The sequence below is a fragment of the Ramlibacter sp. G4-7 genome, assembly GCF_057784995.1.
The window spans coordinates 353,696-367,424 of sequence record NZ_JBYNTT010000003.1; the positions used below are offsets into that span (position 1 = coordinate 353,696).

Below are 13,729 nucleotides of genomic sequence, written 5' to 3' on the forward strand. Positions count from 1 at the left end.
TTTATGGCTTCTCATCGGGAATTCTATGAACAAGAGCGCCGTCGTCGTGGGGGTCGTCATGGGATCCAGCAGCGACTGGGACACCCTGCAGCACGCGGTGCAGATTCTCCAGGAATTCGGGATCGCCCATGAAGCGAAGGTCGTCTCCGCGCACCGGATGCCGGACGACATGTTCGCTTACGCCGAAGCGGCCGCGGGCCGCGGCCTGAAAGCCATCATTGCCGGCGCGGGCGGCGCGGCCCACCTGCCCGGCATGCTGGCCGCCAAGACCACGGTGCCGGTGCTGGGGGTGCCCGTGGCCAGCCGCCACCTGCAGGGCGTGGACTCGCTGCACAGCATCGTGCAGATGCCCAAGGGCATTCCCGTCGCCACCTTCGCCATCGGCGCGGCAGGCGCGGCGAACGCGGCGCTGTTCGCGGTCGCCATGCTGGCGGTGAACGACCCGGCGCTGCAGGCGCAACTCGATGCGTTCCGCAGCAAGCAGACGCAAGCCGCGCGCGCCATGTCCCTGCCTCCCCGGGATCCTGCATGACCGTGCTGCTTCCGGGCTCCACCCTGGGCGTGATGGGCGGCGGCCAGCTGGGCCGCATGTTCGTCCACGCGGCCCAGCGCATGGGCTACTTCACCGCCGTGCTCGACCCCGACAAGGACAGCCCCGCCGGCCGGGTCAGCCACCACCACGTGCAGGCCGACTACCTGGACGAGATCGCGCTGGCACGCCTGTCGGGCTTGAGCGATGCGATCACCACCGAGTTCGAGAACGTGCCGGCCGACGCGCTCGCGCGGCTGGCGGAAAAGCGGCCGGTCGCGCCCGGCGCTGCCGCGGTCGCCATCGCGCAGGACCGCGCCGAGGAGAAGGCGCACTTCAGCCGCTGCGGCGTGCCGGTCGCGCCGAACGCGGTGATCACCAACGACGAGGATCTCGCCGCGGTCGACGACGAACTCCTGCCCGGCATCCTGAAGACGGCCCGCCTCGGCTACGACGGCAAGGGGCAGGCGCGCGTGGCGACCCGGGCCGAGCTGCGGGCGGCTTGGGACAGCGTCAAGCGCGCGCCTTGCGTGCTGGAAAAGCAGCTGCCCCTGGCCTTCGAATGCTCCGTCGTGGTCGCCCGCGGGCGCGACGGTGCCATGGTGCACCTGCCGGTGCAGCGCAACCTGCACCGCGCCGGCATCCTGGCCGTCACCGAGGTGCACGCCGGCTGCGTCGAGCCCGCGCAGGCGCAGCGCGCCATCGCCGCGACGAAGACCATTGCGCAAGGCCTCGACTACGTCGGCGTGCTCTGTGTCGAGTTCTTCGGCCTGCAGGACGGCTCGCTGGTCGTCAACGAGATGGCGCCGCGTCCCCACAACAGCGGCCACTGGAGCATCGAGGGCGCGGACGTCTCGCAGTTCGAGCTGCAGGTGCGCACGCTCGCGGGGCTGCCGCTGACGCAGCCGCGCCAGCACAGCCCGGCGATCATGCTCAACCTGCTGGGCGACCTCTGGTTCCGCGACGGGCAGGAGCGCACGCCCGACTGGGCCGCCGTGCTGGCGCTGCCCGGCACGCACCTGCATCTGTACGGCAAGGCCAGCGCCCGCCCGGGCCGCAAGATGGGCCACCTCACCCTCACCGGCGCGGACGTGGCCGGCGTGCGCGCCAACGCGCTCGCGGCCGCCGCCCGCCTGGGCATCGCCCCCTTCTGAACCCATGATCCTCGACGGCCGGCAGGCAAGCGCGATCGCACAGGCGGCCCAGGTGCTCGCGGCCGGCGGCCTCGTCGCCTTTCCGACGGAGACGGTGTACGGCCTGGGGGCCGATGCCGGCAGCGAGCAGGCGGTGGCGGGCATCTTCGCGGCCAAGGGCCGGCCCAGCGACCATCCGCTGATCGTGCACGTGCCCGATGCGGCCGCCGTGTCGCACTTTGCCGCCGACGTGCCGCGAGTGGCCAGGCGCCTCATGCAGGCGTTCTGGCCGGGCCCCCTCACGCTGATCCTGCCGCGGCGCCCGGACGTGGCACGGGCCGCCGCCGGAGGCCAGGACTCGATCGGCGTGCGCTGCCCGGCGCATCCCGTGGCGCATGCATTGCTCCTCGCGTGTGCGCAACAGAGCCCGCCGGTGCTGGGCCTCGCGGGGCCGAGCGCCAACCGCTTCGGGCGCGTGAGCCCCACCACCGCGCAGCACGTGGCCTCCGAGTTCGACGCGCAGCTGCTGGTGCTCGATGGCGGTGCCACCCCGGTGGGGATCGAGTCGGCGATCGTGGACTGCACGCGCGGCGTGCCGGTGCTGCTGCGCCCCGGCACGCTCACCCGCCCCCAGATCGAGGCCGCCTGCGGCGAGCGCCTGTGGCTGCCCGAGGAGCGCCCGGGTGCCGCGCCGCGCGCCTCCGGCACGCTGGAGTCGCATTACGCGCCGCAGGCCAAGGTGCGGCTGATGGACGCGAAGCAGATGCAGGCCGCGCTGGACGTGCTGGGCAGCGACGCGGCGGCCATCGCCGTGTATGCCCGGGCGCCGCTGCGCACCCGCACGCCGCATTACCGCCGCATGCCGGACGACGCGATCGAGACGGCCCGCCAGCTCTTCGCCGTCCTGCGCGAGTTCGACACGGCCGGCGTCAAGCTGATCTGGATCGAGGCGCCGCCCGAGGCCCCGGAATGGGATGGCGTGCGCGACCGCCTGCGCCGCGCCTCAGCCGGCTAGCGGCCGACACGGCCCCCCCGTTTGCCTGCAGCGGGGGGCGCGCACAGGGCGTTTACCTGCAATCGGTAAACTCGCCGGTTTTGCTGGAGCGAATTTCATGGCATTTCACTGGATGCGGCGCGCCGGGCTCGTGGCCGCGTGCGCCTCGGCCCTGTTGCTGGCCTCCTGCGGCGGCGGCAGCGTCGAATCCCAGCTCTCCCCCACCCGCGTGATCGCCTTCGGCGACGCGATGGGCGACCTCGGCCAGCGCGGCAGCCGCTACACGGTCAACGACGGGTCGGTGAACAACTGGACGCAGTTCGTGGCCAGCGTGTACAGCCGCCCGCTGACGCCGACGTCGGCCGGCGGCCAGTCCTATGCGATCGGCAGCGCCCGCATCACGGCCCATCCGGATGCGGCCGGCGACAGCAGCACGCCCTCGGTCAAGGAACAGGTGGATGCCTTCCTCGCCGTCAGCAAGCCGACGCCGGACGACCTGATCATCCTGAGCGCCGGCACGGCCGACGTGATCACGCAGGGCCGGCTCGTGCTGGAAGGCAGCCAGACCTCCGACCAGATGCAGGCCAACCTGGCCCAGGCGGGCAGGGAGCTGGCCGACCAGGTCAAGCGCCTGGTCGCTGCCGGCGCGACGCACGTCGTCATCAGCGGCCCGTACAACCTGGGCCGCTCGCCCTGGGCGCGCCAAGTGGGCCAGGCGCCCTTGCTGGAGATCGCCAGCACGCGCTTCAACGGGGCCCTGCTGGTCGCGCTGGTGGATTTCGGCCGCACGGTGCTCTACGTCGACGCGGCGCTGTTCTTCAACAACCAGACCGGCGACAGCGGCGGCAACTTCGCCAACCGCACGGAGGCGGTGTGCACCTCCGTCGATCCGGGCCCCGGGATCGGCACCGGCAATGGCCAGGTGAACTCCAGCCTGTGCACGCCGGCCACGGTACGCCCCGGCGCGGACGTCTCGCAGTTCCTGTTCGCCGATCGCGTCTACCCGACGCCGCGCGCCCAGCAGCTGTTCGGCGAATACGCCCGGGACCGCATCCGCGACCGCTTCTGATCCGGCCGGTGCCGACGAAAAAGCGCGGGCCTCCCGCGCTTTTTCATTTCCGCCGCCTCAGGGCTGGCGGGCGGTCCACTCGACCAGCGCCTGGATCGCCGGCCGCACGGCCGAGGCCTTGCGATGGTTGGCGATGGCCACGAGCACGTAGCGCCGGCCCTGGGGGCCGTGCACGAAGCCGGCGACGCCGGAGACTTCGTTGAGGCTGCCGGATTTCAGGTGGGCCAGGCCCACGTTCTGGCGTTGTCGGCGCAGCGTTCCGTCGACGCCCAGCAAGGGCAGCGAAGCGACCAGGTCGGGCATCAGCGGCGACACCCACGCGGCCTGGAGCAGCTGGGCGAGCTGCCGCGCCGTGATGCTCTCGTTGCGCGACAGGCCGGCGCCGTTGTCGGTCACCGGCGGCTCGCCGCCGAAGCGCTCGCGCCACCAGCCGCGCAACACCTCGCGCGAGCCCTCGAAGCTGCCCGTGCCGCGCTGCTGCAGGCTCAGCGTGAGGAAGACCTGCTGCGCCATCACGTTGTTGCTGTACTTGTTGATGTCGCGGATCACCTCGGCGAGCGGCGGCGAGGCGAACTCGAAGGCGGGCTTGAGGCCGGGCGGGACCGCCCCGTCGCGCACCTGGCCCCGCAGGTGCCCGCCCACCCCCTGCCACATCGCCGCGATCGCCCGACCCGCGTAGGCGGCGGGCTCCGGCCAGGCGAGTTGCCACACCTGCTCGCCGCAGGCCACCGGGAAGCGGCCCGCGAAGCGCACGCGTGCCGGCTCGCGGAAGTCGGCGGCCAGCGCCGTGATCCAGTCGCCGCATTCCGTCGCCGACGCGGGCACCGTCGCCGGCCACTGCACGCCGGCCAGTTCGGGCTCGGCGCGCACGCGGACCTGGTTGCCCTCCGGCGTGAAGGTGAGGGTGACCGTCTTGAAATTGACGAGCAGCGCGTCCGGGCTCGCGTTGTAGGGCCGCAGCGGCTGGCCGTCGAAGGCCGCGGGGTCGTGCGGCGGCAGCTGGAAGGCGCTGCGGTCCAGGACGATGTCGCCCTCGATGGTGTGCACGCCCAGGGCGCGCACCCGCCGCAGCAGCAGCCACAGGCGCTCGACCACCAGCTTGGGGTCGCCCTGGCCCTTGAGGACGAGGTTGCCGTGCAAGGTGCCCTGGCGCACCGGCCCGTCGAAGTAGACCGGCGTCGTCCAGGTGAAGTTGGGACCCAGCAGGTCCAGCGCCGCATAGGTGGTCGCGAGCTTGGCGATCGAGGCGGGATTGATGCTCACGTCGGCACGGTGCGCGACCCGCGGCGGGCCGCCTTCGGCGGGTGCCACCAGCACCGCGACCGCATCGCGCGGCAGGCCTTGCGCATCGAGCACGGCCTCCACCTCGGGCGGCAGGCCCTGCGCCCATGCAACGGCCGACCAGGCCACCAGACAACAGGCAAGGATCCAGCGCGGCATGCGCGCCATTATGGTGGGGCGGAAGCTTCGATAATGGCGGGTTCGCCCGCCGCATGAAACTGCTCGCCTTCGACACCAGCACCGAGACGCTCTCCATTGCCGTCGGCGGCGGTGCGCTCGCGCCGCTGCTGGAGCACACGGCCGCCGGCGGGCCGCAGGCCTCGGCGGCGCTGATCCCCGCGGTGCAGCACCTGCTCGCCCGCGCCGGACTGCGCCTGGACGAGCTGGCCGGCATCGCCTTCGGCCGCGGCCCCGGCTCCTTCACCGGGCTGCGCACGGCCGCGGCCGTGGCCCAGGGCCTGGGCTTCGGCGCCGGCATCCCCGTGCTGCCGATCGACACGCTGCTGGCCGTCGCCGAGGAAGCCCGGGGCCAGTGCGGTGCCTCGGGGATTGTGGCGCTGCTGGATGCCCGCATGGACGAGGTCTACTTCGCCTCCTACGAGTGGGTCGCCGGCGCCTGGCTGGTGCGGCAGGCACCGGCGCTGGGCCGTCCGGAGGCCGTCGCGGTTCCGGCGGGCTGGGTCCTGGCCGGCAACGCCCTCGATCTGCACGCCTCGCGCCTGCCTGCGGCGGCGGACCGGATCGCGGCGCTGCCCACGGCCAGGGCCTTGCTGCGGCTCGCGCCCGCCGGCCTTTCGCAGGGGGCGCATCCGGCCGCGGAGGCCCTGCCGCTCTACATTCGCGACAAAGTAGCGCAAACTACCGAGGAACGCGCCGCCGACCGGGCGCGCAAGGAGTCGCTCCGGGGCGGATGACATGAGCGCAGTCTTCAAGAGCATGGAAGCGGGCTTCGAGCCCATGAGCGAGGCGCGTCTGGGCGAGGTCGTCGCGATCGAGCGCCGCGCCTACGCCCACCCCTGGACCCGCGGCAACTTCGCCGATTCGATGCGCTCGGGCTACCAGGCGCAACTGCTCATCGCCGGCGAGACCGTCATCGGCTACTTCGTCGCCATGCAGGGCGTGGACGAGGTCCATCTCCTGAACATCACCGTCGACCCCGACCACCAGGGGCTGGGCTGGGGCCGCGTGCTGCTCGACGCCCTGGCTCTCTGGGCGCGCGCGCAACGGGCGCAGTGGCTGTGGCTGGAGGTGCGCACCAGCAATCGGCGCGCCCAGCAGGTCTACCAGCGCTACGGCTACCGGCGGGTCGGCGAGCGCCGCAACTACTACCCTGCCGAGCACGGCCGCGAGGACGCGATCGTCATGAGCTACAAGCTATGAACCTGGACGCCCGCCAGCGCGCGATGCTCGAGGAAATGGGCATCAAGATCTTCTGGCCGGACGTCCAGGCCGTGGAAGTGCCTACGGTGGACGAAGAGCCAGTGCTCGCTCCGGTGGCGCGCGAGGCCGCACGGGCCGTGCCGGCGCGGCCGCCGCTCCCCGCGCCTGCCGCTCCTGCGACGCCCGTCGCGGCACCGCGCACCGAGCGTCCCGGTCTGCCCGTGCCGGGGGAATCGACCGGCATCCGGATCGTTCAATGGGACCCGCAGGCCCGCACCACGCGCCGGCAGGAGATCGTGCCGGCTGCCGCCGGCGAACTGCAGGCGGACTGGCTGGTCGTGGGCGACGCTCCCGGGAGCGACGAGGCGCAGCCCCAGGTCGTGCAGATGGGCAAGCTCCTGGACAACATGCTGGCCGCGCTGGGCCTGCCCGCCGGCGACAAGGTCTTCATCGCCAACGTGCTCGCTTCGCGCCCTGCCGGCAGCGGCAACCCGGAGCCGGACGAAATCGCGCAATGCGAGCTGCTCCTGCGCCGCCAGGTGGAGTTGCTGCAGCCCAGGATCATCCTGAGCGTGGGCCGCCATTCCGTGCAGATGCTGCTGCAGACGACCGAGCCCCTGGGCAAGCTGCGCGGCCGCGTGCACCGCTACAACGGCGTGCCCGTGGTGGTCACCTACCACCCGGCCTACCTGCTGCGCAACCTGCCGGACAAGGCCAAGGCCTGGGCCGACCTGGTTCTCGCGCAGTCGGTGCTGCGCGGCCAGGCCTAGGCGGTTCGCGGCTGGAAGGCGCGCGGCGCCAGGGTGCGCGCCGCGTAGTCGATCCCGCTGAAGGCGGCGAAATCCGCCACGCTGCGCACCGTCCCCAGTCCGTACACGCCCAGGTCCGCGCCCGCAACGAGCGCGCCCAGGCGGGCCCGCGCGCGTTGCTCGAGGTTCCACCACGGCAGCTCGCGTGCGGCTTCCTCTGGCGCATCCCAGTGCAAGGGCCGCCGCGGTGCGCCGGAGCCGGCCTCGTTGTACAGGTGGTGCACCGGCAGGCCCGGCATGTGGAACAGGTCCCAGCCGCGCGTGTACAGGCGCAAGGCCATCGCCTGCTCCTCGCCGTGAAAGTACAGCCAGGGGTCGTAGGGCACTTCCTGGACGATGCGCCCCGGCGCGAACAGGCAGCCGGCGCCGACATGGAAGGCGGGCAGGGCTTCGCGGCTGTCCACGGCCTGCGCCTGGAACGCGAGGACCGGATGCTGGGGCTGGAAGTCGGCGTCCGGCTGGAGCACCTGCGCCAGCACGCCCGCGGTGGTGGGCCGGCGCACCGGTGTGCCGTCGACGAAGGTGAAGGCGTCGGGATAGGAGGACAGCACCAGGGGCCGCTTGCCCGCGCCCAGCGCGAGAGCCTGCGCGACGAGCGCGTCGTCCCAGCCGGGATCGAAGTCCATGTGCGAGTCCAGTTGCAGGAACCAGTCCTCGCCGTCGTACAGCGACATGGCGATTGCCCGCGCCCAGCAGGGGCCCCGGGCATCGCGTGCGTCCAGCTGGACCAGGCTCAGGCGTGCGCGGCCTGGGGCGGCGACCCGCGGTGCGCCAGCGGGCGACTGGTCCACGACACCGAAGTGCAGGCGTGCGTCGTCGGCGGCGGCCGCGGCGGCGCGCTGCAGCGTGAAGGGCAGCACGGGGTCGCAATAGGAAGCGATGCTGACGAAGATGCGCATGGGGCTCTGCGGGTCATGGTAGCAAGCGCGCGCCCGCCGCTCTCCCGGCTGGCGCGTTTGCGAAGTCCTGTGGCCGTGTGCTAACTTTGCCCCGCGTTCCAACCCCGTGCGGCGCCCGGCGCCCGAGCGCGAGCCGGCGACGCCGCAGGAGCTGAAATGATGTCCAGGGTTGCGTTCCCGTCGCCGCGACGCGTCGCTTGCACGTCGGCGCTGGCCGGCTTCCACCGGGCGGCCGTCGCCGTGGCGCTGGCTTTCGCATGGCAGTCCGGCGCGCATGCGCAGTCCGTGCCCACGGGCGCGATCCACGGCGGCGCGACGTTCCAGCGCGACGGCAACAACCTGCTGGTGACGACGACCAACGGCGTCGGCGGCCGCTCGGTGATCAACTGGCAGAGCTTCGGCGTGCCGGCGGGCAGCCGCACCTGGTTCCAGCAGCCCGACGCGTCCAGCACCTCGATCAACCGCGTGACGGGGGGCGTGCGCTCCGACATCTTCGGCATCCTGGGCTCCAATGCGCACCTCGTGCTGGTCAACCCCTCGGGCATCGCGATCGGCCCGAACGCCATGATCGACACGGCGGGCTTCACCGCATCGGCGCTGGACCTGTCCGCGTCCGATGCGATCCGCGGCCGCCAGTTGTTCCGCGGCGGCTCCGGCGACATCCGCGTCGGCGAGGGCGCGCACATCCTCGCGCGCCAGGGCGACGTGGTGCTCGTGGGCTCGCGGGTGCAGGTCGGGCGCCAGGCCGTCGTGCAGGCGCGGGGGGCGACCATCCTCGCGGCCGGCGAGAAGGTCGAGCTCACCGGCCGTGGACTCGAAGGCATACAACTGGAGGTGCACGCCGGCAACGAAGCGCTGAACCTGGGCACCTTGCAGGGCGATGCCGTGGGCATCTTCGCGAACACCTTGCGGCACAGCGGCCTCGTGCAGGCGCAGGCCGTCACGGCCGAAGGCGGCAAGGTGGTGCTGAAGTCCGGCGCCGGCGATGCGCTGGTCGACGGCAAGGTGATCGCCGGCGCGCAGGGCGGCAAGGGCGGCAGCATCGACGTGCTCGGCGAGCGCGTGGCCCTGCTGGCGGGCGCCACGGTCGATGCCAGCGGCGCCAGGGGCGGCGGTGCGGTGCGCATCGGCGGCGACTACCAGGGCGGCAACCCGGAGGTGGTGAATGCCAGCGCGGTGTACGTCGACGCGGCGGCGCGCATCCAGGCGGACGCGCTGCAGCATGGCGATGGCGGCCGCGTGATCGTCTGGTCCGAGGGGACGACGCGCATGCATGGACAGGTTTCCGCGCGCGGCGGAACGACCGGCGGCAACGGCGGGTTCGCCGAGGTGTCGGGCAGGCACTACCTGCAGTTCATCGGCGCGGTGGACCTGCGCGCACCCCGCGGCACCGCCGGCACCTTGCTGCTGGACCCCAACGACATCGTCATCGACGACCGGTCGCAGACGGACACGACGGCCCAGGGCGCCGTGTTCGAGGGCGGTACGGGGGTCTCGCACGTCAACGTCCGCGACCTCGAAGACCAGCTCGGACGTTCGAGCGTGATCGTGACGACCCGTTCGCGCGCGGCACCTCCCGCACCCGAGCCGACGTCGGCCGGCAACATCACCGTCGCCGCCGACATCGCCTGGAGCAGCGGCAATGCGCTGGACCTGCAGGCGGACGGCGCGATCTCGCTGCAGGGCAACATCAGCGCCCACGATCCGAACGCCGCGCTGTCCCTGCAGGCCCTGGGCGGCGGCATCACGCAGGACGGCGCGACCCGGATCGCGGTCGGTAAGGTGCAGGCAAGCGCCAGGGGCACCATCGACCTGGCCAGCGTGGACGTCGGCACCGGGACCGTCACGCTCAGGAGTTCGTCGGGCGACATCGCCGTGCAGCAGGTCGCGGCACGCGGTGCCAGCGGCAGCGCGCCCACGGCCGGTGGCACGGTGACGCTGGAAGCGAAGAACGGCAGCGTGTCGGTCCAGGACGTCTTCGCGGGCGGCGGCGCCAACACGAGGACCGACGGTGGCGGCGCGGGCGGGGTGGTCGCTGCCGCGGGGGCGGTGGGCGGCCAGGTCTTCGTGACCGCTGCGCGCGACATCACCCTCGGCGAGCTCGATGCCAGCGGCGGCGACAGCACGACGGGCGCCGGCGGCCAGGGCGGCGAGGTCCACCTGAACACCGGCGGCATCGTGTCCGGCAGCATCTCCCCGGATGTCCTGCTGCCCACGACCGGCTTCTTCCTCGTGACCGCGGCGGGCGGCACCGGCGGCACCGACGTGAAAACGGGCAACGGCCTGCGCGGCGGCAAGGGCGGGCTGGTGCAGATCGCCCACGCGAGAGGCGACCTGCTCGCGGGCAATGGCTACCTGGTCAACGTCGGCGGCGGCGACGGCGGCAGTTCCGCCGTGACGGCGGCGAGCCAGCGGGGCGGCATCGGTGGTGATGGCGGCGACGTGAAATTCACGGCCGCGGGCCGCGTGCTGCTCGCCACCCCCTTCGTGGCCGCCCTGGGCGGCCAAGGCGGCCTCAACGGCGACGACAGTACCTCCGCGGCTTCCGGCGCGCTGGGGAGCTTCCGCGCGCAAGGCACGTCGGTCGCCGTGACGGACAACCTCGTTCTCGGCGCGAACTGGATCAACGACAGCTCGCTGGTGCAGGTGCAGGGCGCCAGCCAGGCGGTCGTGCTCGGCAGCTTCCGCAACGCCGGCACGGTGACGGTCGACGGCGTACTCCACGTCGCCGACGCGCAGGCGCCCGTGGACGCAATCCCCGGCAGCGCGCCGCCCGCTGGCGCCGTGTTCGCCAACGAGGCCTCCGGTGTCCTCGCGGGCAAGGGCACGCTCGTCGTGGGCAACGGGCTGGGCACCGTGCGAAACTTCGGCACCATCGCACCCGGCGGCAGCGGAGCCGTCGGAACCCTCACGTTGAACGCGCGCCTGGTCATGGAACCGGGCTCGACCTACGCGGCGGACCTGCTGGATGCGGCGACGCACGACAGGCTGGTCGTCACGGGCAGCGTCGCCACGGGCGGCATCCTGGCGGTGAACCTCTTGCCCGGCGCGAGCGTCGCGGCCGGCGACAGCTTCCGCGTCGTGCAGTCCGGCGCGCTCGACCTCACAACCCTGTCCACCGTGAACGACGCGCGCCTGCGGGCGCAGGCGAGCGCCAACGACCTGCTGCTCGTGGCGCTCGGAGCCGTTCCCTCTTCGCCTCCCCCGGCTTCTGCGCCTGCGGTTCCGCCGGTCGGCGCGCTGCAGGAGGGCCGACAGCAGGCCGACAACCAGGTCGCCAGCTTCGCCGCGCAGTTCGACAAGCTGCAGGAGGCGCAGGTCCAGCGCATCGGCAAGGACGACATCGTCATCACCGACACCGCCTGCACGCGCTGAGCCCGGGCAGGACCAAGGGCCGCCGCCGGGGTGGCCCCTGGGCTCGTCAGAAGCGCGGCAGGTCGGGGTGGGCGATGCGCCCGGCGCGCACCAGCATCTTCCCGTACTCGGCGCAGCGGTTCAGGGTCGGGATCACCTTGCCCGGGTTGAGCAGGCCTTCCGGGTCGAAGGCGCGCTTGACGCCGCGCATCTGCTCCATCTCCTCGGCACTGAACTGCACGCACATGGAGTTGAGCTTTTCCACGCCGACGCCGTGTTCGCCGGTCACCGTGCCGCCCATGGCGACGCTCGTCTCCAGGATGTCTGCGCCGAACAGCTCGCAGCGGTGCAACTGGTCCGGGTCGTTGGCATCGAACAGGATCAGCGGGTGCAGGTTGCCGTCGCCCGCGTGGAACACGTTGGCGCAGCGCAGGCCGTACTTCTTCTCCATGTCCTGGATCGCCAGCAGGATGTCGGCCAGCCGCTTGCGCGGGATCGTCGAGTCCATGCACATGTAGTCGGGGCTGATGCGGCCCGAGGCCGGGAAGGCGTTCTTGCGGCCGCTCCAGAAGCGCAGGCGCTCGGGTTCGTCGCGGCTGACGGCGATGGCCGTCGCGCCGGCATCGCGCAGCACCTCGCTCATGCGGCCGATCTCCTCCTCGACCTCCTCGGGCGTGCCGTCGCTTTCGCACAGCAGGATGGCTTCGGCCTGCAGGTCGTAGCCGGCATGCACGAAGTCCTCCACCGCCGCCGTCATCGGCTTGTCCATCATTTCCAGGCCGGCCGGGATGATGCCCGCCGCGATGACGGCCGCGACCGCCGCGCCGGCTTTGCGGACGTCGTCGAAGCTGGCCATGATGCAGCGCGCGAGCTGGGGCTTGGGCACGAGCTTCACCGTCACCTCGACGGCGACCGCCAGCATGCCTTCGCTGCCGACGACGACGGAAAGCAGGTCCAGGCCGGGCACGTCCAGCGCGTCGCCGCCGAACTCCACCGGCTCGCCTTCGGCCGAAAAGCCACGCACCTTCATGACGTTGTGCAGCGTGAGCCCGTACTTCAGGCAGTGCACGCCGCCGGAGTTTTCCGCAACGTTGCCGCCGATGGTGCAGGCGATCTGGCTGGAGGGATCGGGCGCGTAGTACAGGCCGTAGCTCGCGGCCGCCTCGCTGATGGCGAGATTGCGCACGCCGCATTCGACCAGGGCGGTGCGCGACACGGGGTCGACGTTGCGGATGCGGTTGAACTTCGCCAGCGACAGCGTCACGCCCAGCGCGTGCGGCATGGCCCCGCCGGACAGCCCGGTGCCCGCACCGCGCGCGACCACGGGCACCCGCAGCGCGTGGCAGGCCTTGAGGACCGCCTGCACCTGCGCCTCGTCCTCGGGCAGCGCGACCACCAGGGGCCGCTGCCGGTAGGCGGTGAGGCCGTCGCACTCGTAGGGTGTCGTTTCTTCGGCGTGCCACAGCAGCGCGTGCTGCGGCAGGACCTTCTGCAGCGCGGCCACCACCTGCGCCTGGCGTTCGGCGCGTTGCAGCAGTTCGGGATCGGTAGCGGCGTTCATGGCGACATCTTGAACCAGCCGCCAGGGCGCGGGCTGAAGAAATTTGCGCGCCGGGCTGAAAAACCGGCTATTCGCGCCGCAGGTCGACCAGTTCCAGGGCTTCGTCCACCACGTAGGAGGTGAGACCCAGCCCGCCGCGGGTTCGCGCCTCGAACCGGACGACGCGGGACAGTTCGGGGGCGTACCAGGCGGTCGCCGTGTAAGTGCTCGGCGGGTTGTTGAAGGCGCCGGCGCCCCGTGCCGTGAAGCCCTTGAACACGAAGCGCAGCGTGCGCACGTCGCGGCCGTTCAACTGCAGCACCTGCTCGCCCTCGCCGTGCGCACGCAGTTCCATCCTGAAGGGGCGGCCGTCGCCGCGCGAGAAGTAGGTGCTCTCCCAGCCGGGCAGCGACGCGGTCCGGGCGCTCACCCAGCCTTCGGGGGGCGCGGCCGTCTCGAACTCGCCGCCGATCGCCGCGGTCATGGCCACGACATCGCCGCTGCGCAGTTCGACGCGGCTGCCCTGGTTGAACACCAGGCGATCGCCGTCGACCTTGTCGAGGCGATACAGGACCGGGTGCTCCTGGCCCGTGAGTCGGTCGCGCAGGCGGTATTCGAGAATGGACCCGGGCGCGAGCGCGAAAGGGCGAGGACCGGCAGGCGGCGCCGTCGCTTCGGGCGCCGGCAGCTCGGGCATCGCGGGCGCAGGACTGACGGGCGCCGGAGCGGGCGCCGCGCGCG

The 13,729-nt window shown here is 72.3% G+C and carries 11 protein-coding genes and 1 pseudogene; 8 read left to right on the forward strand and 4 right to left on the reverse strand.

Annotation, left to right across the window (positions count from 1 at the left end):
- Window positions 1-25 precede the first annotated feature (25 nt).
- The 4 genes from purE to AC3EGR_RS06580 all read left to right on the forward strand — a co-directional run bounded on the left by purE (window position 26) and on the right by AC3EGR_RS06580 (window position 3,725).
- Window positions 26-532 carry a 5-(carboxyamino)imidazole ribonucleotide mutase gene (purE, locus tag AC3EGR_RS06565; RefSeq protein ID WP_488545646.1) on the forward strand — a complete coding sequence of 169 codons (507 nt, stop codon included), beginning with the start codon at window positions 26-28 and terminating at the stop codon, window positions 530-532.
- Window positions 529-1,683 (forward strand): 5-(carboxyamino)imidazole ribonucleotide synthase, encoded by a 1,155-nt coding sequence (locus tag AC3EGR_RS06570; RefSeq protein ID WP_488545647.1) that lies wholly within the window; start codon window positions 529-531, stop codon window positions 1,681-1,683. The genes purE and AC3EGR_RS06570 overlap by 4 nt, the downstream gene beginning before the upstream one ends.
- A gap of 4 nt (window positions 1,684-1,687) precedes the next feature.
- Window positions 1,688-2,677 (forward strand): L-threonylcarbamoyladenylate synthase, encoded by a 990-nt coding sequence (locus tag AC3EGR_RS06575; RefSeq protein ID WP_488545648.1) that lies wholly within the window; start codon window positions 1,688-1,690, stop codon window positions 2,675-2,677.
- A 97-nt stretch (window positions 2,678-2,774) separates the two neighbouring features.
- Window positions 2,775-3,725: an SGNH/GDSL hydrolase family protein gene (locus tag AC3EGR_RS06580; protein ID WP_488545649.1), complete on the forward strand. Its 951-nt coding sequence runs from the start codon at window positions 2,775-2,777 to the stop codon at window positions 3,723-3,725.
- A 57-nt stretch (window positions 3,726-3,782) separates the two neighbouring features.
- On the opposite strand, the gene dacB is transcribed toward AC3EGR_RS06580, so the two are convergent.
- Window positions 3,783-5,165, reverse strand: a complete 1,383-nt coding sequence (gene dacB / locus AC3EGR_RS06585; RefSeq protein WP_488545650.1) for a D-alanyl-D-alanine carboxypeptidase/D-alanyl-D-alanine endopeptidase — start codon at window positions 5,163-5,165, stop codon at window positions 3,783-3,785.
- A gap of 53 nt (window positions 5,166-5,218) precedes the next feature.
- On the opposite strand from dacB, the gene tsaB reads away from it, so the two are divergent.
- The 3 genes from tsaB to AC3EGR_RS06600 are packed head-to-tail and all read left to right on the forward strand — an operon-like array spanning window position 5,219 to window position 7,156.
- Window positions 5,219-5,920: a tRNA (adenosine(37)-N6)-threonylcarbamoyltransferase complex dimerization subunit type 1 TsaB gene (gene tsaB, locus AC3EGR_RS06590; RefSeq protein WP_488545651.1), complete on the forward strand. Its 702-nt coding sequence runs from the start codon at window positions 5,219-5,221 to the stop codon at window positions 5,918-5,920.
- Between the two features lies 1 nt (window position 5,921).
- Window positions 5,922-6,386, forward strand: a complete 465-nt coding sequence (gene rimI, locus AC3EGR_RS06595) for a ribosomal protein S18-alanine N-acetyltransferase (protein WP_488545652.1) — start codon at window positions 5,922-5,924, stop codon at window positions 6,384-6,386.
- Complete coding sequence (locus tag AC3EGR_RS06600; RefSeq protein WP_488545653.1) at window positions 6,383-7,156, forward strand: uracil-DNA glycosylase; 774 nt, start codon at window positions 6,383-6,385, stop codon at window positions 7,154-7,156. Before rimI ends, AC3EGR_RS06600 begins: the two co-directional genes overlap by 4 nt.
- Here the strand turns inward: AC3EGR_RS06600 and AC3EGR_RS06605 are convergent.
- Complete coding sequence (locus AC3EGR_RS06605) at window positions 7,153-8,094, reverse strand: GlcNAc-transferase family protein (protein ID WP_488545654.1); 942 nt, start codon at window positions 8,092-8,094, stop codon at window positions 7,153-7,155. The two genes, AC3EGR_RS06600 and AC3EGR_RS06605, sit on opposite strands and share 4 nt — an antisense overlap.
- Before the next feature lie 156 nt (window positions 8,095-8,250).
- Here AC3EGR_RS06605 and AC3EGR_RS06610 point away from each other — a divergent pair, with 156 nt between their 5' ends.
- Window positions 8,251-11,469 carry a two-partner secretion domain-containing protein gene (locus tag AC3EGR_RS06610; RefSeq protein WP_488545655.1) on the forward strand — a complete coding sequence of 1,073 codons (3,219 nt, stop codon included), beginning with the start codon at window positions 8,251-8,253 and terminating at the stop codon, window positions 11,467-11,469.
- A gap of 46 nt (window positions 11,470-11,515) precedes the next feature.
- Here AC3EGR_RS06610 and AC3EGR_RS06615 read toward each other — a convergent pair whose 3' ends face one another.
- Together AC3EGR_RS06615 and AC3EGR_RS06620 are read right to left on the reverse strand one after the other, a co-directional pair.
- Entirely contained in the window at window positions 11,516-13,009 is a 1,494-nt protein-coding gene (locus tag AC3EGR_RS06615; protein ID WP_488545656.1) for an FAD-linked oxidase C-terminal domain-containing protein, read from the reverse strand.
- A 67-nt stretch (window positions 13,010-13,076) separates the two neighbouring features.
- A pseudogene (locus tag AC3EGR_RS06620) lies at window positions 13,077-13,729 on the reverse strand (S1C family serine protease); the annotation flags it as partial.

What these genes read in the sequence shown, in the direction of transcription:
- AC3EGR_RS06570 (WP_488545647.1), top strand. Translation starts at nt 529, where the DNA reads ATGACCGTGCTGCTTCCGGGCTCCACCCTGGGCGTGATGGGCGGCGGC.
- tsaB (WP_488545651.1), top strand. Translation starts at nt 5,219, where the DNA reads ATGAAACTGCTCGCCTTCGACACCAGCACCGAGACGCTCTCCATTGCC.
- purE (WP_488545646.1), top strand. Translation starts at nt 26, where the DNA reads ATGAACAAGAGCGCCGTCGTCGTGGGGGTCGTCATGGGATCCAGCAGC.
- dacB (WP_488545650.1), bottom strand. Translation starts at nt 5,165, where the DNA reads ATGCCGCGCTGGATCCTTGCCTGTTGTCTGGTGGCCTGGTCGGCCGTT.
- AC3EGR_RS06600 (WP_488545653.1), top strand. Translation starts at nt 6,383, where the DNA reads ATGAACCTGGACGCCCGCCAGCGCGCGATGCTCGAGGAAATGGGCATC.
- AC3EGR_RS06580 (WP_488545649.1), top strand. Translation starts at nt 2,775, where the DNA reads ATGGCATTTCACTGGATGCGGCGCGCCGGGCTCGTGGCCGCGTGCGCC.
- AC3EGR_RS06615 (WP_488545656.1), bottom strand. Translation starts at nt 13,009, where the DNA reads ATGAACGCCGCTACCGATCCCGAACTGCTGCAACGCGCCGAACGCCAG.
- AC3EGR_RS06575 (WP_488545648.1), top strand. Translation starts at nt 1,688, where the DNA reads ATGATCCTCGACGGCCGGCAGGCAAGCGCGATCGCACAGGCGGCCCAG.
- AC3EGR_RS06605 (WP_488545654.1), bottom strand. Translation starts at nt 8,094, where the DNA reads ATGCGCATCTTCGTCAGCATCGCTTCCTATTGCGACCCCGTGCTGCCC.
- rimI (WP_488545652.1), top strand. Translation starts at nt 5,922, where the DNA reads ATGAGCGCAGTCTTCAAGAGCATGGAAGCGGGCTTCGAGCCCATGAGC.
- AC3EGR_RS06610 (WP_488545655.1), top strand. Translation starts at nt 8,251, where the DNA reads ATGATGTCCAGGGTTGCGTTCCCGTCGCCGCGACGCGTCGCTTGCACG.